We start from the raw sequence: 19,423 nt of genomic DNA, 5'->3' as shown, positions 1-19,423 counted from the left end.
GCGCAGCGCGGTGGGGACGTCCCGTACGGCCTGTTCGACGACGTGCGCGGTCAGGCCGCGCTCGGCCCGCAGCCACGCCCGCGCGTCCTCGGCCCCCGCGAACGTCGTCCCGCGCAGGTCGGGGCGGTGGCAGTGGCCGGGCAGCCGGCCGTGCGGCTCCAGGACCTTGTGGGCGTTGACCGTGGTGGCGAGGAGCTGGTCGAGGAGCCTGCCGACCGCCCCTTCGCGGGCGCCGCGCCCTTCGACGAGCTCGGCGGGGCGGCGGGCGTAGAGCCGTACGAGGTCGTGGAAGCCGTAGCGGTCGACGCCGTGGGTCTCCAGGAGGCCCGCGTCGACCAGGGTCTCGGCGAGTTCGCCCGCCGTGTCCGGGTCGGTGCCGAGCACGGCGGCCGCGGCGGCGGGCGGCAGTTCGGGGGCGTCGACGAGGGACAGCAGGCGGAAGGCGCGGGCCGGGGCGGGCTCCAGGGCCTCGTAGCCGACGCGGAACGCGGCCTCCACGGCGAGGTCGCCCGCCTGGAGCTCGTCGATGCGGCGGCGCTCGTCGCGCAGCCGCATCACGAGCGAGGCGAGGGTCCAGCCGGGCCTGGTGGCGAGCCGGGAGCCGACGATGCGCACGGCGAGGGGCAGCCGTCCGCAGGTGGTGACCAGCGCCCGCGCGGCCTCGGGCTCGGCCGCCACCCGGTCGGCGCCCGCGACCGCCGCGAGGAGCCGGACGGCCTCGGCCTCGGTGAGGCCGTCGAGGTCGAGCGGGCGGCCGCCGTGCAGGACGAGGGCGCGGTTGCGGGTGGTGACGAGGGCGGCGCAACTGCCGGTGCCCGGCAGCAGTTGCCGCAGCTGTTCGGCGTCGGTGGCGTCGTCGAGCACGACGAGGACGCGCCGGTCGGCGAGGAGGGTGCGGAAGAGCGCCGCGCGCTGTTCCAGTTCGTCGGGGATTCCCGCGCGATCGACGCCGAGCGCTTCGAGGAAGCCGCCGAGTACCACCGAGGGGTCGGCGGGTTCGGCGGCGCCGTCGAAGCCGCACAGGTCGGCGTAGAGCTGCCCGTCGGGGAAGCGGTCGCGCACGGAGTGGGCGACGTGCAGGGCCAGCGCGGTCTTGCCGACGCCGCCGATGCCGGTGAGGAGGGCGACGGTCAGTGCCCCGCCGCCGCTCTGGGCCCGCAGCAGCGTGGACCGTACGGCCTCGGCGGCGCGCTCGCGCCCGGTGAAGTCGGCGAGGTCGGGCGGCAGCTGCGCGGAGGGCGCGGTGCGCGGTCCTGCGGACCCGGGTGCGGGACCGGGTGCGGGGCCGGGTGCGGGGCCGGGGCCCGTACCACCCGGCCCGCCCGTTCCCCGGGCGTGCGGAGTGCCGGGGTGCGCGGGTCCGGCCGGTGACAGGGACACCGATACGGAGGCCGTCGCCGTGGCGGACACGATGCCGCCCCCGGCGACCGCCGTCGCCGCCGCGCTCGCCACCGCGTGCGTCCGGATCAGGGTGGGGTCGGCGGCGAGGATCCGGGCGTGCAGTCCGGCCAGCTCGGGGCCGGGCTCGACGCCCAGCTCCCCCACCAGCAGCGCGCGGGCCCGTGCGTAGGCGGCGAGCGCGTCGGACTGCCGGCCCGAGCGGTACAGGGCGAGCATCAGCAGGGCGTGCAGCCGTTCCCTGAGCGGGTGCTCGGCGGTCAGCACGGAGAGCGCGACGGCCGAATCGGCGTGCCTGCCCAGTTCGAGCGCGCTGCTGTGCAGTTCCTCCTGGGCGGTGACGCGCAGCCCGTCGAGCCGTTCGCGCTGCCGCTGGGCGTACGGCCCCGGTACCCCGGACAGCGCGGCGCCCCGCCACAGGCCGAGGCCGTCGGCGAGCAGGCCGTGGGTGCGCGCGGGGTCGCGGGGGTCCTGTGCGGCGGTGGCCCGGGTGACGGTCCGCTCGAAGCGTTCGACGTCGATCGGGCCTTCGGGCGGGTGCAGCACGTAGCCGTCGCCGACGGAGACCAGGACGGTGGAGGGGGAGCGGGCGGGGCGGTCGGGTTCGAGGAGGGAGCGCAGCCGGGAGGCGTAGGTGCGCAGGGCGCTGACGGCGCGCGGCGGCGGCTCCTCGCCCCAGACGGCGTCGATCAGCTCGTCGGCGCCGAGCGGGCGGCCCCGCTGGAGGATCAGGGCGCAGAAGACGGCCCGCTGTTTGGGCGGGCCGAGCTGGATGGGCTGTCCGGACCGTTCCGCGGTGACGGGCCCGAGCAGCTGAATGGAAATCCCGTCCTTGTCGTGCATCCTCCCGAGCCTAACCGTCCCGGCCGCCCCTGCCGCCACTGCGGTCGCATGTGGTCCACGTCGTGGCGGGGAACGTCCGAGCGGCGCTCTTTGCCGACGCTTTGCCCGCCGGGCGACCGGTCCGTGAGCACCCTCGGCAAGGGCCCGCCCGGCGTGTCGGGCAGCGGCTACGATCTCGCTGCATGAGCGCCTCTGACCAGGACCGAACCACAGCCGACGACGCCGTTCCCCCGGCCCCCCGCAGAGGGCTGACGCCCCGTCAGGCCCGGCGGCTGCGCATCGTCGCCGGATCCCTCGGCATGGCGGTGATGGGCGTCGTACTGGTGCTGCGGCTCGCGGACCGGTCCTCGGTCCTGGTGGTCGGCGTCTACGGTCTCGCGCTGATCCTCTGCGGCATAGTCGTCGAGCTCGGCAGGCTCGGTCGTACGCGACTGGGTTCCTGGCTCCTGGGGACGGGTCTTGCGGCGGCCCTCGCGGCGGACTGGCTGCTGCTGCCCTGACGGCTTCTTCCCTGATCAGAGGGCCCACGGGCCCCTTTCACCCCTCGCACACCGAGGGTTCCGCACCCCCTGGACGTGATCGTTCCGGATCTCAGGGCTGGCCCTGATGTCAGGGGCGGTGGCCGCCGTCTACGGTGATGTCTCCGGCACCGTTCCGATGGGTGATGCGACACGGGGGAACATCGGGGGATGTATCGGGGGACGTCATCCTCGGAACGGCCAGCCGGCCATCGTCAGCAGCGGGGCCTCGGTCACGGGGCCCCGCTGCTGCGTTGTGGGGGGGGGTACGGGGGGTTGCCCCGGAGGGTTTCCCTCCGGGGCTCCTACGCGGAAGCCCCGCGCGCCGGGCTCGCCTACGCGGAAGCCCCGAGATAGGTGAGCACCGCCATCACCCTGCGGTGCCCCAGCAGGTCCGCCGAGAGCCCCAGCTTCCCGAAGATGTTGCGCACGTGCGTCTCGACCGTCTTCGCGCCGATGACCAGGTGCTGGGCGATCGCGTCGTTCGAGCGGCCCTGCGCCATCAGCGACAGCACCTCCCGCTCCCGCGCGGTCAGCTCGTCCAGCGGCCCCGGCAGGCGCGGAGCGCCCAGGAGGCGGCTGACGACCTCGGGGTCCAGCACGCTCTCCCCCGCCGTGACCCGCTTCAGCGCGTCGGTCAGCTCGTCGATGTCGGCGACGCGCTCCTTGAGCAGGTAGCCGAAGCCGCGCGCGTCCGCGGCCAGCGCCCGGACGGTGTCCGTCGTCTCCACGTACTGCGACAGCAGCAGCACGCCGGTGCCGGGGAAGCGCGCCCTGATCCCGGCGGCCGCCACGATGCCCTCGTCGGTGTGGGTCGGCGGCATCCTGATGTCCAGCAGCACCGCGTCCGGGCGGTGCCGCGCCACCAGCTCGGGCAGCTCCACCACGTCGCCGCACTGCGCGGGCACCCCGATGCCCGCGTCGGCCAGGAGCCGTACGATCCCCTGTCGCAGAATCGCCGAGTCCTCGGCCACGATCACCTGCACGGCAGCTCCGCCCTGATTCGCGTCCCGCCACCTGCGGGACTGTCCACGTGCAGTATCCCGTCCACGGCCGCGAGCCGGTCCGCGAGGCCCCGCAGCCCGGTGCCGCGCGCGGTGTCGGCGCCGCCGATCCCGTCGTCCACGGTCTCCACGACGAGCCGTCCGCCGCTGTGCCGCGCCGAGACGCTGACGGCCCTGGCGCGCGCGTGCTTCGCGGCGTTGGACAGTGCCTCGCAGACGGTGAAGTACGCGGTGGACTCGACGACCGGGTCGTAGCGCCGCGCCTCGGCGGCCACCACGACGGGCAGCGCGGCCTGCTGGGCCAGTGCGGTGAGCGCGGGGCCCAGGCCCTCGCGGGTGAGGACGGCCGGGTGGATGCCGTGGGCGATGCCGCGCAGCTCTTCGAGCGCGAGCTTCAGGTTCGTCTCGACCTCGCCGACCGAGCGGCGCAGCGAGGGGTCGGGGTGGTCGGCGAGGCCGCGTTCGACGCGGCGCAGCTCCATCAGCGCGAAGACCAGTCTGGCCTGCGCGCCGTCGTGCAGGTCGCGCTCCAGGCGGCCCCGTTCGGCGTCGGCGGCGCGCACGATGCGCGAGGTCACCTCCTTGGCCTGGGTGCGCAGCCAGACGTTCTCCAGCGCGAGCCGCAGCGCGGCGCCGACCGCTTCGAGCAGCCCCGGGTCCTCGGCGAGGGCCGGGTCGTGGCGCAGCAGGGCGAGCGGGGTGCCGCGCGAGGAGTCGACCCGGGTGTGCCCGGGGCCGGTGCCGTCGACGGGCAGGCCGTCCTCGTCGACGTACCCGGCGGGCTCGTCGCGCCACAGCCCGAGCCGCAGCCCGGGGTCGCCGAGCACCCGCGCGAGGACGGCCCGCAGCCTGCCGGGGTCGGGGTCGGTGCCCATCTCGATGACGAGGCCGCTGACCTCGGCGCGCTGCAGCCGCATCCGCAGGAGGCCGACGAGGAAGGCGATCGGGACGGCGACCTGGGCGAGGTCGGAGACGAGGAAGACGCTCTCGCGCACGGGCCACGCGGGGTCGTCCATCACGTACAGCAGCAGGTCCCACAGGAGGAAGGCGGACGCGAGGGCGATGGCGATCCAGGCGGGGAGCAGGGCGCGCTTGCGGGCGACCGACGCCAGCTGCCAGCGCCGCACGATCGCGACCACCAGCACGGCGGACAGCACCCAGCCGAACGCGCGGTAGACCCCGTCGACGTACGGGAAGAGGTCGGTGGTGCCGGGGACGAGCAGCGGGTTGGGGCCGCAGCCCCGGCAGGTGAGGTAGGTCGCGTCGATGTCGACCGCGGGGTCGAAGGTGAGGGTGCGCAGCAGTCCGCCGACGGCGACCATGCCGTACGCGAGGCGGACCAGCCAGCGGGTGAGCGGCGTGCTGAGCCTGCCGTCGGGGAAGGTGAGCACGAGGTGGACGAGGACCGCCATGTTCAGCGCCTCCCACCAGGCGCCCAGGGCGAAGAGCGCGGGCACCGCGGTGCCCTGGAGGTTGCCGATGAACCAGGTGGTCCCCTCGGCGATCATCAGCAGGCCGGTGCGGTTGTCGGGCCTGTTCCACCAGGCGACCAGTCCGCCGACCGCGTAGGCGAGGCCGACGGAGAGGTCGCGCACGACGTCGCCGGCCGTCGCGCCCGCCTGTACGTAGGCCCAGCTGCCGACGGTCGCCGACAGCGCGGCGACGCAGGCGACGGCGACGAACCTCACCATCGGGACCTGTCTGTTCTCGCTCTTCACGGCATCACACGTTAAGCCATGGGGAGGGCATCGCGGTCCGTCGCGCGCGGGCGCCCGGAAGCACGCCCCCATTTATTGTCACCTTGACTACAAAGGATCCCCCTCCTATCGTCAGCGTGACGAGAAAAAGATCCGGGGAGGGACACCATGGCCGACATCACCCGCCGCTTCGGCTGGCGGCACCTGCGCTCCGCGCCCACCGCCCACATCCGCCACCACCGGCGCGGCAGGCTCGCCCACGACGGCCCGGGGCTGAGCTTCTGGTACCGCTCGCTCACCGCCGCGCTCTCCGAGATCCCGGTCAACGACCGCGAGCTGACCATGGCGTTCCCCGCGCGCACCGCCGACTTCCAGGACGTGAGCGTGCAGTCGACCGTCACGTACCGGATCAGCGACCCGGCCGTCGCCGCCGAGCGCATCGACTTCTCGGTCGACCCCGACACCGGAGCGTGGCGCGGCGCCCCGCTGGAACAGCTCGCCACGCTCCTCACCGAGACCGCCCAGCAGCACGCGCTCGACACCCTGGCCCGCACCCCGCTCTCAAAGACCCTGGTCGACGGCGTCGCCACGGTCCGCGAGCGGATCGCGGCCGGTCTCGCCGCCGAGCCCCGGCTGCCCGCGACGGGCATCGAGGTGGTCGCGGTGCGCGTCATGGCGATCAGGCCCGAGCCCGAGGTGGAGCGCGCGCTGCGCACCCCGGCCCGCGAGCTGGTCCAGCAGGAGGCCGACCGGGCGACGTACGAGCGGCGCGCGGTCGCCGTCGAGCGGGAGCGCGCCATCGCCGAGAACGAACTGGCCAGCAAGATCGAGCTGGCCCGCAGGGAGGAGCAGCTGGTCGACCAGCGCGGCACGAACGCGCGCCGCGCCGCCGAGGAGAGCGCGGCGGCGGACGCGGTGCACGCCGAGGCGGAGGCGGCCCGCAAGGTCCGCATCGCACGGGCGGAGGCACAGGCCGCGCGCGAGCTGGGCGAGGCGCAGGCGAGCGCGCGCGCCGCGTGGCTGCGGGTGCACGCCGAGACCGACACCGCGACGCTGCACGCGCTGGCGGCGGCCGGACTCGCCGAGAACCTGCCGCGCATCGACAGCCTCACGCTCTCGCCCGACGTCCTCACCGGGCTGCTGGCGAAGCTGGGCAGGGGCGGCGGGGGCGAAGGCGCGTGAGCCTCGCCCCGCGCGCGGTGCTCGTGCACCGCACGACCGAGTACGAGGAGCTGGTGGCCCGGCACGGCACGGCGGGCCAGGCGGCCTTCTTCCTCGCGGGGCGCGGCCGCTCGCTGGACGAGGTCCGCGAGCGGCACGAGAGGGCGCGCGCCGCGCTGGCGGCGGCCGCGGCCGCGGTGCCGCTGACGTGGCGCCAGGCGCGGGTGAACCGGGAGGGGCTCGACCGGTTCCTGTTCGCACCCGAGGACGTGGTGGTCGTGGTCGGCCAGGACGGACTGGTCGCCAACACCGCGAAGTACCTGTCGGGGCAGCCGGTCATCGGGATCGACGCGGACCCGGGGCGCAACCCCGGCGTCCTGGTGCGCCACCGGCCGGCGGACTGCGCCGCGCTGCTGCGGAGCGCGGGCTCGGCGGCCGCCTCGGCCTCGGTCGAGGCGCTGACCATGGTGGAGGCGGTGGCGGACGACACCCAGCGGCTGCTCGCGCTCAACGAGGTGTTCCTCGGCCCGCCGGGGCACCAGACGGCCCGCTACCGGCTGGGGGCGGCGGACGGCGACGAAGCGCAGGCGTCGTCCGGCCTGCTGGTCGGCACGGGCACGGGTGCCACGGGGTGGCTGCGCTCGCTGTGGCAGCAGAGCGGCAGCACCCTGCGGCTGCCGGCCCCGGCCGAGCCCCGCCTCGTCTGGTTCGTACGCGAGGCCTGGCCGTCGCCCACGACGGGCACGAGCCGGGTGGAGGGGATCCTGGACGGCGAGGAGCGGCTGCGGCTCACGGTCGAATCGGACCGCCTGGTCGCCTTCGGCGACGGGATGGAGTCGGACGCGCTGGAACTGACCTGGGGCCAAACGGTCACCGTGGGCCGAGCGGAAGCGGCCTTGCGGCTGCTGGGCTGAGGGAGGACGGCGGGGCTTCTGTCGTCGGAACCCGCGGGCCGGTGGGCGGCTGGTCGCGCAGTTCCCCGCGCCCCCAAGTGGTCCACCTCACCGGACCTCGTCCAGCACAGGCAACTCGGGGGCGCGGGGAACTGCGCGAGAGTGGGGCACACGCCGCAGATGGGCCCCGGGCCGGCCCGCACCCGACGCACCGCCCCCGGAAAGCCGCCGCCCCGGCCTGGGCGAACCCGGCCGGGGCGGCGGTACCGGTACCGGTGCTGGTACCCGTGAGCGCTACGCGAGCGTCGCCAGCGCCTCGTTCAGCGTGGTGGACGGACGCATCACGGCCTCCGCCTTCGCGGCGTCCGGCTGGTAGTACCCGCCGATCTCCGCGGGCTTGCCCTGGACCGCGATCAGCTCGTCGACGATCGTCCGCTCCTGCTCCGAGAGGAGCTTCGCGAGCGGGCCGAACGCCTCGGCGAGCGCCGCGTCGTCGGTCTGTGCGGCCAGCTCCTGCGCCCAGTACTGCGCGAGGTAGAAGTGGCTGCCGCGGTTGTCGATGCCGCCCACGCGACGCGTCGGCGACTTGTCCTCGTTGAGGAACGTGCCCGTCGCCCGGTCCAGCGTCTCGCCGAGCACCTTCGCGCGGGCGTTGCCCGTGGTGGTGGCGAGGTGCTCGAAGGAGACCGCCAGGGCCAGGAACTCGCCGAGCGAGTCCCAGCGCAGGTAGTTCTCCTTGACGAGCTGCTGGACGTGCTTCGGGGCGGAGCCGCCCGCGCCGGTCTCGAAGAGGCCGCCGCCGTTCATCAGCGGGACCACCGACAGCATCTTGGCGCTGGTGCCCAGCTCCAGGATCGGGAACAGGTCGGTGAGGTAGTCGCGCAGGACGTTGCCGGTCACCGAGATGGTGTCCTCGCCGCGGCGGATGCGCTCCAGGGAGAACGCGGTCGCCTCGACCGGGGAGAGGATCTTGATCTCCAGGCCCTCGGTGTCGTGCTCCGGCAGGTACGCCTTGACCTTCTCGATCAGCTGGGCGTCGTGCGCGCGGGTCTCGTCCAGCCAGAAGACGGCCGGGACGCCGGTGGCGCGGGCGCGGGTGACGGCGAGCTTCACCCAGTCCTTGATCGGCGCGTCCTTGGTCTGGCAGGCGCGGAAGATGTCGCCCTCGGCGACGGCCTGCTCCAGGACCGCGTTGCCCTCGGCGTCGACCAGGCGGACCGTGCCGGGGGCGGCGATCTCGAAGGTCTTGTCGTGGGAGCCGTACTCCTCGGCCTTCTGCGCCATGAGGCCGACGTTCGGGACGGAGCCCATGGTCGACGGGTCGTAGGCGCCGTTGGCGCGGCAGTCCTCGATGACCGTCTGGTAGACGCCCGAGTAGCTGCTGTCCGGCAGGACGGCGAGGGTGTCGGCCTCCTGGCCGTCCGGGCCCCACATGTGGCCCGAGGTGCGGATCATGGCCGGCATCGAGGCGTCGACGATGACGTCGGACGGGACGTGCAGGTTGGTGATGCCGCGGTCCGAGTCGACCATCGCGAGGGCCGGGCCGTCGGCGGTCTCGGCCTCGAAGGACGCCTTGATCTCGGCGCCGTTCGGCACGCCGTCCAGGCCCTTGAGGATGGTGCCCAGGCCGTCGTTGGGCGACAGGCCCGCGGCGGCCAGCGCCTCGCCGTACTTCGCGAAGGTGTTCGGGAAGAAGGCGCGCACGACGTGACCGAAGACGATCGGGTCCGAGACCTTCATCATCGTGGCCTTGAGGTGCACGGAGAACAGCACGCCCTCCGCCTTGGCGCGGGCGACCTGCTCGCCGAGGAACGTGCGCAGGGCGGCGACGCGCAGCACGGAGGCGTCGACGACCTCACCGGCGAGCACCGGCACGGACTCGCGCAGCACGGTGGTGGTGCCGTCCTCGCCGACCAGCTCGATGCGCAGGGTGCCGTCCTGGGCGATGACCGTCGACTTCTCCGTGGAGCGGAAGTCGTTCTCGCCCATGGTCGCGACGTTGGTCTTGGAGTCGGAGCTCCAGGCGCCCATGCGGTGCGGGTGGGCCTTGGCGTAGTTCTTCACCGACGCGGGGGCGCGGCGGTCGGAGTTGCCCTCGCGCAGGACCGGGTTGACGGCGGAGCCCTTGACCTTGTCGTAGCGGGCGCGGACGTCGCGCTCCTCGTCGGTCTTCGGGTCGTCCGGGTAGTCGGGGAGCGCGTAGCCCTGGCCCTGGAGCTCGGCGACGGCCGCCTTCAGCTGCGGGATCGAGGCCGAGATGTTCGGAAGCTTGATGATGTTGGCGCCCGGCGTCTTCGCCAGCTCGCCCAGCTCGGCGAGGGCGTCGTCGATGCGCTGGTCCTCCCGGAGGCGCTCGGGGAACCCGGCGATGATCCGCCCCGCCAGGGAGATGTCACGGGTCTCCACGCGGACACCGGCCGTCGAGGCGTACGCCTGGACCACCGGCAGGAACGAGTACGTCGCCAGGGCAGGGGCCTCGTCAGTGTGCGTGTAGATGATGGTCGAGTCAGTCACCGGGTGCTCCGCTCCAGATCTGCGTCTGCGTCTGCCACATTGCTCGACATCAAGATATCTCGTACTCGGCCGGTGGTGGACAGGACCCTGCCCCGGTCGTGCCGGGGGGCAGGATCACCGGCCCCGCCCCTCCCGTACGGAAAACACCGAATGGGTAGGGAAAACACTGAAGGCCGCCTTCGCATCTCTGCGAAAGCGGCCTCCGACCTGCGAAAACGCTGGTCGGGACGACAGGATTTGAACCTGCGACCCCTTGACCCCCAGTCAAGTGCGCTACCAAGCTGCGCCACGTCCCGATGCCCGTCTGACCTGGGGTTTCCCCTGGCCGAACGCGCATGAGAACAATACCGCACTTCAGCCGGTGGTCACGAACCCTTTCCCCGCAAGAGCGCCGGACGTCTCCGGGGGCTCACGGGGCCAGCTCCGGGTGCGCGTCCAGGAGCTTGCGGGGCGCGGCCTGGCGCCAGGAGTCCAGCAGGATCGCGTACAGCTCCTCCTCGTCCTCCAGGGCGGCGAGCCGCACCCGGAGCCACGCGAAGTTGTCGTCGTGCCCCGGCCGCAGGAAGAACTTGTCGGGCTCGGCCGCGATCAGCTCGGCCCTGTCCTCCTTGGGGCACTTCACGCCCATCGCCCGGTCGTCGTCGTCGAGCGACGCGAAGACCTTCCCGTCGCGCGCGAGCCTGAAGGTGGGCTGCCCCCACGCGAGCTTCTCCAGCGCACCGGGCAGCGCGAGCGCGACCCGGCGTACGTCGTCGGATGTGACCATGTGGGAACGGTACGGCGAGCCACTGACAGCGGCCCGGTCAGATGCGGCTGTCCTCCCTGCGGTGGATCTGTTCGACCAGCTCGGCCGCGTACGCCTTGATCGTGTCGAGCCCGGCCCTGCCCCACGCCCTGGGCTCCGTGTCCACCACGCAGACCGTGCCGAGCGCGACGCCCGTGCGGTCGATCAGCGGCGCCCCCAGATAGGAGCGGATGCCGATCTCGTCGACGACCGGGTTCCCCGCGAACCTCGGGTAGTCGCAGACGTCCTCCAGCACCAGGGCCTTGCGGCGGACCACCACGTGCGGGCAGTAGCCGTGGTCGCGGGCCATGAAGCGGCGCGCGTCCCGGTCGCCCGCGGCCGCCGCGCCGAGGTCGGTGCCCCGGTGCGTGCCCGCGGGGGTGTGCAGCCCGGCGAAGAACTGCCGGTTCTCGTCGATGAAGTTGACCATCGCGTACGGCGCCCCCAGTTCCTCCGCGAGTCTGCGCGCGAACGCGTCGAGCGCGGGATCGGCCAGTTCGCCGAGCCCGAGCCCGCGCAGCCGCTTGGCCCGCGCCGGCGCCTCCTTGTCGACGGGAGTGACGAGGAGGCGGCCGATGGGGTCGTACGTCATGAAGAGGCTCCCTGCGGGGCGGCCTGGGCGGGCGGGGGCGGAGCCGAGTCGAGCAGGTGCCGGATCAGCGAGGTCAGGATGGAGATGCCGGAGCTGGAGATGCGCGCGTCGCAGAGCACGACGGGCACCTCGGGGCCGAGGTCGAGGGCGGCGCGCACCTCCTCGGGCGCGTAGCGGTGCGCCCCGTCGAACTCGTTGACGGCGACGATGAAGCCGACGCCGCGCCGTTCGAAGAAGTCGATCGCCGAGAAGCAGTCCTGGAGGCGCCGGGTGTCCGTCAGCACGACCGCGCCCAGCGCGCCCTTGCAGAGCTCGTCCCACATGAACCAGAAGCGCTCCTGCCCCGGCGTGCCGAACAGGTAGAGGACGTGGTTCGCGTCCAGGGAGATCCGGCCGAAGTCCATGGCGACGGTGGTGGTCCGCTTGTCCTCCACCCCGTCGAGGTTGTCCGTACCGACACTGACCTGGGTCAGCAGTTCCTCCGTGCTGAGCGGGGCGATCTCGCTCACCGCCCCCACGAAGGTCGTCTTGCCGACCCCGAAGCCACCCGCGACCAGGATCTTCAGCGCGGTCGGAACCAATTCAGAGCTGTCGTCGTAGGCCATCGAGGACTGCCTCCAGCAGGTCACGGTCAGTCGGGTTGTCGTGCAGGCGGGGCGCCCTGGTGGTGACCGCCCCGAGGCTCACCAGGTCGGCGAGGAGCACCTTGGTCACGACGGCGGGCAGCCGCAGGTGCGCGGCTATCTCCGCCACCGTGGTCGGCGTCTCGCAGAGCTTCAGCGCCTGGTCGTGCTCGGGAGCCAGGTGCGCGTCCGGCTCCGTGCCCGTCAGCCGCACCATCGAGAGCAGGTCCAGCTCCACCGTCGGTCTGGTCCTGCCGTTGCTCACGGTGTACGGGCGGATCAGCCGACCCGCCGCGTCGTCGAGCCACGGCCCGTCCTGCGGCGCCGCCACGCTCAGTGCCCCGTGGCGCTCGTCGTGCCGACCGAATGCCTGGCGGGGGTGGCCAGGTAGGGCCGGACGCTCTTGACCAGCATCGCCATCTCGTAGCCCAGGACGGCGGCGTCGGCCTCGCTGCCGGCGAGCACGGCGAGACAGGTGCCGCTGCCCGCGGTGGAGACGAACAGCAGGGTGGATTCGAGCTCGACCACCACCTGCCGCACGTCGCTGGTGTCGCCGAAGCGCGCTCCCGCGCTGCGCCCCAGCGAGTAGAGGCCCGCCGCGAGCGCCGCCATGTGGTCGGCGCTGTCCGGGTCGAGGCCGTGGACGGACTTCACCAGGCCGTCGGAGGAGAGCAGGACCGCGTTGCGGGTGAAGGGGACGCGCTGGACCAGCCCGCTCAGCAGCCAGTCGAGATCCGAGACGTGGCCGGTCGGCACATCGCTCGTCATGGTGCATCTACTCCTTGGACGTGATGTCTTCGGGAGCCGGCGGCTGGGCACTCGGCTCGCTGTACGGCTGGACGTGCGGCTCGTTGTAGGACTGGACGTGCGACGGGGCGTAGGAGCCGGCGTACGGGTCGCTGTAGGAGGTGCCGTACGACCGGTACTCCTGCCCGTGCTCCAGCGGGTCCTCCCGCCGGTCGCGCTGCGGTGCCGACTCGGCGAGGCTGATGCCCCGCTGGAAGGCGGCCATCAGACCGGGGTCGTGCAGGGCGTACTCGTCCTCCACGCGCACCACCGGCCCCTCGCGCAACTCCGCGACCAGGTGTTCCTGGCTGCGCCGCTTGGGCAGCTGGGGGCGGCTCATGGTGCCGCGCACCATGCTGTCCAGCGGTGACCTGGTGGCGCCGTTGGCGCTGCTCTCGGGGCGCAGCGACGGGTGGTTGACGCCGGGGACCGCGGCCGCGGGGTTGGGCCGGTCGCGCTGTTCGCCGCGGACGGGGAGGGGGATGTTGCCCGTGGTGCTGCCGGAGGGTTCGGGGGCGGTGGTGGCGGGGGGTGCGTAGATGGTGCCGGGGACGTCCGTGGCGCCGTGGGGCACCACGGGGGTGTGCGGCTGGGCGGGGCGCGGCTGCTCGGTGTGCTCCGGCGCTTGGGGTGCGGGTGGCGCGGCGGGCCTCGGTACCACGGGGGCCGTGGCCGGGGTCAGCTCGGGCGGCCCGGTCTCGTCGCGGGCGGCGTCCCGGGCGCGGGCCGCGGCGGCGTCGTCCTCGCCCTCGTTCTCGCCGAGGAGCGTCTGGGGCAGGACGAGCACGGCGCCCACTCCCCCGTAGATGTTGCTCTGGAGGCGGACCGCGATGCCGTGCCTGCGGGCCAGGGCCGCGACGACGTACAGGCCGATGCGGCCGTCCTGGAGCAGGTGTGCCACGTTGACCTGGTCGGGGTCGGCGAGGAGCGCGTTCATGCGCTCCTGCTCGGGGCCCGGCATGCCCAGGCCCCGGTCCTCCACCTCGACGGCGAGTCCCGCGGTCACGTACTGGGCGCGCAGCAGCACCTGGGTGTGCGGGGCGGAGAACACCGTGGCGTTCTCGACCAGTTCGGCCAGCAGGTGGATGACGTCGGCGACGGCGTGGCCGCGCAGGGTGCCGTCGATCGGCGGGACCAGTTTGACGCGCGGGTACTGCTCGACCTCGGCGATCGCGGAGCGCATCACCTCGGTCATGGAGACCGGGTTGCTCCACTGGCGGCGGGAGATGGCGCCGCCGAGCACGGCGAGGTTCTCGGCGTGGCGGCGGATGCGGGTGGCGAGGTGGTCGACGTGGAAGAGGCCCTTGAGGAGTTCGGGGTCCTCGACCTCGTTCTCCAGGTCGTCCAGGAGCTGGATCTCGCGGTGCACCAGTGACTGGAGCCTGCGCGCGAGGTTGACGAACACCTCCACCTTCTGTTCGTTGCCGACGCTGCTGGAGAGCCGCGAGGCCTGGACCACCGCGGCGACCGCGGCCTCGTGCGAGCGCCCCAGCTCCTGGCCGAGCAGGTCGAACTCGTCGCCGCCGTGCGCCAGGTGCAGCGCGGGCTCGGGGGTGCGGCGCACGGGCGGGCCCTCGCCGTGGCGGAGCTGCTCGACGACGCGCTGGAGCTCGGCCTGGCTCCGTGCGCTGTTCCTGCGCAGCGCGTGGCAGCGGACGAGTACGGAGACGGCCGCCCGCTCCGCGCCGATGCCCGCGGCGACGACGGCCGAGAGGGCGAGGAGGGCCAGCACGCCGATGACGGTCCAGACCTCGGTGGTGGGGTGGATGCGCGCGGCGTGGACCAGGTAGAGCACGGCGGCCGCGCCGCTCAGCGCGGCGACGATGCTCGGCAGCAGGGCGGCCCGCAGCAGCAGCGGCCGTATGCGGGTCTCCGGGGGCCGTGCCTGCGACGGGCCGCCCTGCCTCGCCGGGTTCTGCGCGTGCGGCCGTGCCCCTGGCCGGCCGTGCCGACCGCCCTCGCGACGGTCCGGCCGCGCGGCGGGTGCGCGGAGTTGAGACATCAGCGTCCTCAGGGTCCTCAGTACATGGAGCGGCACGCCGGGCTGCGAACATCAGCCCAGCGTTGATCACCGAGCACACACGGTAGTCGTCAACCGTTCATGTGCGGTGGGCAGTTGACAAACTTGCCCGCGGAGCATCCCGCTCTGGTATGAGGACTCGCACGGCCGCCCGAAATACGGGGGTGGACGAGTCACCCCGTAGTGGCGGCCTCCTGAGTCACACGGGCCCCTTGCGGCACACGCGCCTTGTCCGGCACGTCGGCCGCGGCGGGCGCGTCCACGGCGACCGCACGCCACCAGTACGCGGTGGGCAGCGCGGCCGAACCGGGCTCGAAGGGCTCGCCGGGGCGCGGCAGGGCGAGCGTGACCCCGGCCCCGTCGGCGGCGGCGACGCTGCCCTCGCCGGGCTCGGCCCAGGAGTGCGGGGCGAGGTTGAAGGTCGCCCAGTGGATCGGGAGCAGCACGCCGCGCGGCTGCCCGCCCTGGAGGTCGAGGTGGGCGCGGACGCCTTCGGCGGGGGTCATGTGGATGTCGGGCCAGTGCTCGGAGTACGCGCCGATCTGGATCATCGTGGCGTCGAAGGGGCCGTACTGCGCTCCGATGTCCTGGAAGCCCTGGAAGTAGCCGGTGTCGCCCGAGTGGTAGATCCGGTGCTCGGGGCCGACCACGGCCCACGACGCCCAGAGGGTGTGCTGCTGGTTGCGCAGTCCGCGGCCGCAGAAGTGGCGGGCGGGGGTGGCGGTCAGCGAGAGCCCGGCGACCCGGGCGGTCTCGTGCCAGTCCAGCTCGTGGATGCGGTCGGCGGGCACGCCCCAGTGCTCCAGGTGCGCGCCGACGCCGAGCGGCACGGCGAAGACCGTGTCCGTGCGGGCCAGGGCCTTGATCGTGGGGAGGTCGAGGTGGTCGTAGTGGTCGTGCGAGATCACCACGGCGTCCACGCCGCCCAGGGAGCGCAGCGGCACGGGCACGGGGTGCAGCCGCTTGGGTCCCGCGAAGGAGAAGGGCGAGCAGCGCTCGCCCCACACGGGGTCGAAGAGCACGCGCGCGCCGTCGATCTCGGCGAGGACGCTGGAATGCCCCATCCAGGTGAGCCGCAGCCCGTCGGCGGGGGGCACGGCGAGGTCGGCGAGGGTCGTGGCGTGGACGGGCACGGTGCCGCCCGGCACGCGGCGCACCCGCTCCTCCTTGCGGAAGTAGGTCTTGGCCAGCTCCGCCATGGAGGCGCCCTGGGGCCTGGTGCGCGCGCCCACCGGGTTCTGGAAGGAGCCGTCGGAGAAGTTCGGCGAGCGGTGGATGCGGGCGAGCCGGTCGCCCGCCGGATCGGCGCCGAAGGCGGGGGTCCGCAGCGCGCGCAGCCGGTCGCGCAGGGGCAGCAGGGGGTCAGCGCCGGTCACAACAGCTCCTGGGGGCAGGGATCGGTGTCCCTCCCATTATGTTCGCGACACGTCGAGCGGGGGCGCCCGGAACCGTCCCCGCGGGCGCCCTGGAGGGCGTCCGCGCAGGTCGGTGCGGTGCGGCGCCCCTCACCCCTACGCGCGGGCCGGATCGATCCGTAGGGCCGGTCCGACGTCTGCGGTCGGTCCGGCCCGTGCGGTCGGCCCGGCCCCCGCGGTCAGACCAGCTCGTAGACGGCGGTCACCGTGACGCGGTCCTCGACCTCGCCGGGCGCGACCGGCACGCCCTCCTTGTCGAAGGCGACGGCCGGCATGGCCACGGGGCTCGGCGCCCCGCCGTCCGCCTCGCTGATCGAGACGAGCCGCCCGAGCTTGTGGCCGGTGTTGCGGGCGAGCTGCTCGGCCTTGTCGCGGGCGTCCTCGTTGGCCGCCTTGCGCGCCTTGGTGCGCAGCGCCTTGGAGTCGGAGACGTCGAAGGACACGGAGTGCACGCGGCCCGCGTCGCCCGCGGCGTCCGTCGCCGCCTGGATGACGGCCCCGGTCTTGCCGATGTCGCGGACCTTGATGGAGAAGATCTGGCTGGCCTGGTAGCCGACGAGCTTGGAGGTGTTGTCCTCGTGCTGGTACGCGGCGTTCAGCGAGAGGCTGTCGGTGCGTACGTCGCGGTCGGCCACGCCCTGCGCGCGGATGGCGGCGAGCAGCGCTTCCGCGGCGGAACTCTGCGCGGCCATCGCCTCCTTGGCTGTGGGCCTGGTGACCTCGACCCCGGCGGTGAGCACCGCCATGTCGGGCGCCGCGCTGGCGCTGCCCTCACCGGTGACGGTGACGGTCGCGACCTGCCGGTCGGCGTGTGCGGCGGGCGACGCGGCGCCCGTCCGCGCGGCCCCGGTCGCGGCCACGGCCGGTACTGCTCCGGCGAGCAGCAGGCCGCCCGTCACCGCGGCTGCGGCGAGGTACTGGGCGACGCGGGGCGTTGAGTTGCGTACGGACATTCTGGAGTGTTCCTTCCGAAGTCGTGCGACTGCACGTCGCCGACATCTCAGCACTGCGGAGGGACCGTTCGGGTGCGCCACTCCTGTTTTTCACCTCTCCGTACCAGCAGCGAACCGGCCATACTGGGCTCGGGCGGGGAGCCCGGAAGGGGAAACATGAACCACGACGTGCTGGTCGTCGGCGGCAGCGGGGTGGACACCGTCGTCAGGGTCGACGCCCTGCCCGTACCGCTCGCGGACTCCGTGGGCGTGGGGCCGATCAAGGAGTGGCCTGGTCACACCGGGGGCAACGTGGCGCTGGGCTGCCGGGCCCTGGGGCTCGACGTGAAGTTCATCGACTTCGTCGGGGACGACTGGATCGGCGGGCAGGTCAGACAGCGGCTCGCCGACGGCGGCGTCGACTTCGAGCCACTGATCTCACCCGCGGGGACGCGGCGCGCGGTCAACCTGGTCGATTCCGCCGGGCGCCGGATGTCCTTCTACGACGCGCGCGACCCGCAGGACCTGCGGATGCCGTCCGCCTTCTACCTCCCGCACGTGCGGCGGGCCCGCCACGTCCATCTGTCGATCACGGGTTTCGCGCGACACCTGTTCGACGACGTCGGGGCGGCCGGGGTGCCGGTCTCGACCGATCTGCACGACTGGGACGGCCTGGCCGACCACCACAGGGAGTTCGCGCTCCGCGCGGACCTGGTCTTCTTCAGCGCGGCGGGGTCGGGGGAACGGTTCGCGGACCTCATGCGGGAGATCCTGCGGGAGGGGCGGGCCGGGGCGGTGGTCGCCACGGCCGGGGCCGCCGGGTCCTACGTCCTGACCCGGGACGGCGGGCCGACGCCCCGGCACGTCCCGGCGACGGTCCCGCCCGCGCCCGTCGTGGACTCCAACGGCGCGGGCGACGCGTTCGTCAGCGGTTTCCTGTACGGGCGGCTTGCGGGCCTGGAGCCCGTGGCGTGCGCGGAGTTGGGCGCGGTCGCCGGGGCGTACGCGTGCACGGGCGAGGGGAGCACCGCGCTGATCGGCCGCTCGGAGCTGCTGGGCGGCTGAGCGGAGACAGGGGCGGGGCGGGGCGGCGTCGGGGCATGAGCGGGGTCGGGGCGGGGTCGGGGGCGGGTCCTGTCGGTTCGACGGCGGGCCCCGCCCCCGGAAGGGGCCGGGACTCAGGTCTGGCGCAGCGGGGCGTACTCCTCCGCTTCCAGACCGAACGTCCAGGCCACGCCCTCGGTGGCGGTCCGCGTGGTGGGCGGCACCCGCAGCCAGTACGTGCGGCGGGTGCCGTCCGGCTCCGGCGTCGAGTTCACCACCTCGACCATGACCACGTCCTCGTCGCGCGGCAGCGGTATCCGCCACAGGATCCCGCTGTCATCGCGGTGGACGGGCGTGGCGTCGGACTCGGTGAGGTAGCGCTCGTAGCCGTAGTGCTCCAGCATCACGCGGCGCAGCTCCGCGTTCTCCTCGGCGCGGATCCGCTCCGGGGTCAGCGCGGAGAGGCCCGCGAGGAACTCGCCGGGGACGGGCATGCCGCGCCAGGCGTGCAGCGCGAACCCGTCGGGGAAGGCGAGGGCGGGCCCGTCGCTGCGGTCCAGGCGGCCGGCCTCGTCGCGGTGGAGGTCGGTCGGGCGCTCGCAGACCACCGCCACGCGCTCGTACGGCCACCACCAGCCCGCGCTCCCCGCGACCTGTGCCAGACCGGCGAGCCGCTCGCCGCGGCCCTCGAAGGCCGCGAGCCAGGGCGCGTCGTGCTGGCCGAGGACGGCGTCGAGCAGCACGAGCCGCACGTCGGCCTCGTCCGCGGGCACGACCGTGAGGGCTTCGACGACCCCGGTGCGTATCCGCTCGGTGAGCAGCCGCGTGGTGTCCCAGAGCCGGGCGCCGGTGCGCTCCCAGTGCGCCGCCCAGCCCGCACCGCCCAACTCCGCGTGCAGCGCGCGGCGTTCCTCGGCCCACGGTGCCGTGCGCACCTCGTCCCTGACCGAGCGCCCCGCCCCTTCCAGCTTCTCGACGGCCTCCACGGCGGCCCTGGGCGAGCCGACCCAGACGATCCGCTCGGGCTCGGCGAGCCCCGCCGTGCGGTAGGCGAGCCGGACGCCCTCCTCGGCGGCCGGCCGGTCGGCCGGGCCGGTCGCGGCGGCGATCGCCCGCCACGTGTCGGCGCCGCCGGTGTTCACCGGGCTCCCGGCCCGCCCCGCGCGCTCCGCCTGCCCGGTGCGTTCCGCCTGCCCGGC

At 73.8% G+C, this 19,423-nt stretch carries 16 protein-coding genes, 1 tRNA gene and 1 pseudogene; 4 read left to right on the top strand and 14 right to left on the bottom strand.

Annotated features, from left to right (window positions below; genetic code table 11):
* Nucleotides 1–594 precede the first annotated feature (594 nt).
* A pseudogene (locus ACIBNE_RS01960) lies at nucleotides 595–2,241 on the bottom strand (BTAD domain-containing putative transcriptional regulator); the annotation flags it as partial.
* A 182-nt stretch (nucleotides 2,242–2,423) separates the two neighbouring features.
* Here ACIBNE_RS01960 and ACIBNE_RS01955 point away from each other — a divergent pair.
* Entirely contained in the window at nucleotides 2,424–2,741 is a 318-nt protein-coding gene (locus tag ACIBNE_RS01955) for a hypothetical protein (protein WP_399268434.1), read from the top strand.
* Nucleotides 2,742–3,094: 353 nt separating this feature from the next.
* Here the strand turns inward: ACIBNE_RS01955 and ACIBNE_RS01950 are convergent, their stop codons facing one another.
* Entirely contained in the window at nucleotides 3,095–3,739 is a 645-nt protein-coding gene (locus ACIBNE_RS01950; protein WP_399270011.1) for a LuxR C-terminal-related transcriptional regulator, read from the bottom strand.
* Nucleotides 3,736–5,481, bottom strand: a complete 1,746-nt coding sequence (locus ACIBNE_RS01945; RefSeq protein WP_399268432.1) for a histidine kinase — start codon at nucleotides 5,479–5,481, stop codon at nucleotides 3,736–3,738. Before ACIBNE_RS01945 ends, ACIBNE_RS01950 begins: the two co-directional genes overlap by 4 nt.
* Before the next feature lie 147 nt (nucleotides 5,482–5,628).
* Here ACIBNE_RS01945 and ACIBNE_RS01940 point away from each other — a divergent pair, with 147 nt between their 5' ends.
* Nucleotides 5,629–6,642: an SPFH domain-containing protein gene (locus ACIBNE_RS01940; RefSeq protein ID WP_399268430.1), complete on the top strand. Its 1,014-nt coding sequence runs from the start codon at nucleotides 5,629–5,631 to the stop codon at nucleotides 6,640–6,642.
* Entirely contained in the window at nucleotides 6,639–7,535 is an 897-nt protein-coding gene (locus ACIBNE_RS01935) for a hypothetical protein (protein WP_399268428.1), read from the top strand. Before ACIBNE_RS01940 ends, ACIBNE_RS01935 begins: the two co-directional genes overlap by 4 nt.
* Nucleotides 7,536–7,808: 273 nt before the next feature.
* Here the strand turns inward: ACIBNE_RS01935 and ACIBNE_RS01930 are convergent, their stop codons facing one another.
* The 10 genes from ACIBNE_RS01930 to ACIBNE_RS01885 form a co-directional block, all read right to left on the bottom strand.
* Nucleotides 7,809–10,028 carry an NADP-dependent isocitrate dehydrogenase gene (locus ACIBNE_RS01930; RefSeq protein ID WP_399268426.1) on the bottom strand — a complete coding sequence of 740 codons (2,220 nt, stop codon included), beginning with the start codon at nucleotides 10,026–10,028 and terminating at the stop codon, nucleotides 7,809–7,811.
* Between the two features lie 219 nt (nucleotides 10,029–10,247).
* A tRNA-Pro gene (locus ACIBNE_RS01925) sits at nucleotides 10,248–10,324 on the bottom strand.
* A 113-nt stretch (nucleotides 10,325–10,437) separates the two neighbouring features.
* Nucleotides 10,438–10,794 (bottom strand): MmcQ/YjbR family DNA-binding protein, encoded by a 357-nt coding sequence (locus ACIBNE_RS01920; RefSeq protein WP_399268424.1) that lies wholly within the window; start codon nucleotides 10,792–10,794, stop codon nucleotides 10,438–10,440.
* Between the two features lie 37 nt (nucleotides 10,795–10,831).
* Entirely contained in the window at nucleotides 10,832–11,404 is a 573-nt protein-coding gene (locus ACIBNE_RS01915; protein ID WP_399268422.1) for a GAF domain-containing protein, read from the bottom strand.
* Nucleotides 11,401–12,009: a GTP-binding protein gene (locus tag ACIBNE_RS01910; RefSeq protein WP_399268420.1), complete on the bottom strand. Its 609-nt coding sequence runs from the start codon at nucleotides 12,007–12,009 to the stop codon at nucleotides 11,401–11,403. The genes ACIBNE_RS01915 and ACIBNE_RS01910 overlap by 4 nt, the downstream gene beginning before the upstream one ends.
* Nucleotides 11,987–12,358 (bottom strand): DUF742 domain-containing protein, encoded by a 372-nt coding sequence (locus ACIBNE_RS01905; protein WP_399268418.1) that lies wholly within the window; start codon nucleotides 12,356–12,358, stop codon nucleotides 11,987–11,989. Before ACIBNE_RS01905 ends, ACIBNE_RS01910 begins: the two co-directional genes overlap by 23 nt.
* Nucleotides 12,359–12,360: 2 nt before the next feature.
* A complete protein-coding gene (locus ACIBNE_RS01900) occupies nucleotides 12,361–12,795 on the bottom strand; it encodes a roadblock/LC7 domain-containing protein (protein ID WP_399268416.1) in 435 nt (144 codons plus the stop codon).
* Nucleotides 12,796–12,802: 7 nt separating this feature from the next.
* Nucleotides 12,803–14,815, bottom strand: coding sequence for a sensor histidine kinase (locus ACIBNE_RS01895; protein ID WP_399268414.1), 2,013 nt, complete (start codon nucleotides 14,813–14,815; stop codon nucleotides 12,803–12,805).
* 191 nt (nucleotides 14,816–15,006) lie between these two features.
* Nucleotides 15,007–16,209, bottom strand: coding sequence for an MBL fold metallo-hydrolase (locus ACIBNE_RS01890; RefSeq protein WP_399268412.1), 1,203 nt, complete (start codon nucleotides 16,207–16,209; stop codon nucleotides 15,007–15,009).
* A 218-nt stretch (nucleotides 16,210–16,427) separates the two neighbouring features.
* Nucleotides 16,428–17,201, bottom strand: a complete 774-nt coding sequence (locus ACIBNE_RS01885) for an SIMPL domain-containing protein (RefSeq protein WP_399268410.1) — start codon at nucleotides 17,199–17,201, stop codon at nucleotides 16,428–16,430.
* 156 nt (nucleotides 17,202–17,357) lie between these two features.
* Between ACIBNE_RS01885 and ACIBNE_RS01880 the strand changes: the two genes are divergently transcribed.
* On the top strand, nucleotides 17,358–18,245 hold the full coding sequence (locus tag ACIBNE_RS01880; protein WP_399268408.1) for a carbohydrate kinase family protein: 888 nt from the start codon (nucleotides 17,358–17,360) through the stop codon (nucleotides 18,243–18,245).
* A 113-nt stretch (nucleotides 18,246–18,358) separates the two neighbouring features.
* Here the strand turns inward: ACIBNE_RS01880 and ACIBNE_RS01875 are convergent, their stop codons facing one another.
* Entirely contained in the window at nucleotides 18,359–19,366 is a 1,008-nt protein-coding gene (locus tag ACIBNE_RS01875; protein WP_399270009.1) for a DUF6745 domain-containing protein, read from the bottom strand.
* Between the last annotated feature and the right edge of the window lie 57 nt (nucleotides 19,367–19,423).

It is taken from the genome of Streptomyces sp. NPDC050504 (genome assembly GCF_044458065.1).
Classification (GTDB): domain Bacteria; phylum Actinomycetota; class Actinomycetes; order Streptomycetales; family Streptomycetaceae; genus Streptomyces.
The sequence above is the reverse complement of the archived record's forward strand: the minus strand, read 5'-3'. Positions and strand labels throughout refer to the sequence as shown.

Coding starts and splice junctions, on each gene's coding strand:
- ACIBNE_RS01920 (WP_399268424.1), bottom strand. CDS start 10,794: ATGGTCACATCCGACGACGTACGCCGGGTCGCGCTCGCGCTGCCCGGT.
- ACIBNE_RS01910 (WP_399268420.1), bottom strand. CDS start 12,009: ATGGCCTACGACGACAGCTCTGAATTGGTTCCGACCGCGCTGAAGATC.
- ACIBNE_RS01955 (WP_399268434.1), top strand. CDS start 2,424: ATGAGCGCCTCTGACCAGGACCGAACCACAGCCGACGACGCCGTTCCC.
- ACIBNE_RS01940 (WP_399268430.1), top strand. CDS start 5,629: ATGGCCGACATCACCCGCCGCTTCGGCTGGCGGCACCTGCGCTCCGCG.
- ACIBNE_RS01885 (WP_399268410.1), bottom strand. CDS start 17,201: ATGTCCGTACGCAACTCAACGCCCCGCGTCGCCCAGTACCTCGCCGCA.
- ACIBNE_RS01900 (WP_399268416.1), bottom strand. CDS start 12,795: ATGACGAGCGATGTGCCGACCGGCCACGTCTCGGATCTCGACTGGCTG.
- ACIBNE_RS01915 (WP_399268422.1), bottom strand. CDS start 11,404: ATGACGTACGACCCCATCGGCCGCCTCCTCGTCACTCCCGTCGACAAG.
- ACIBNE_RS01880 (WP_399268408.1), top strand. CDS start 17,358: ATGAACCACGACGTGCTGGTCGTCGGCGGCAGCGGGGTGGACACCGTC.
- ACIBNE_RS01895 (WP_399268414.1), bottom strand. CDS start 14,815: ATGTCTCAACTCCGCGCACCCGCCGCGCGGCCGGACCGTCGCGAGGGC.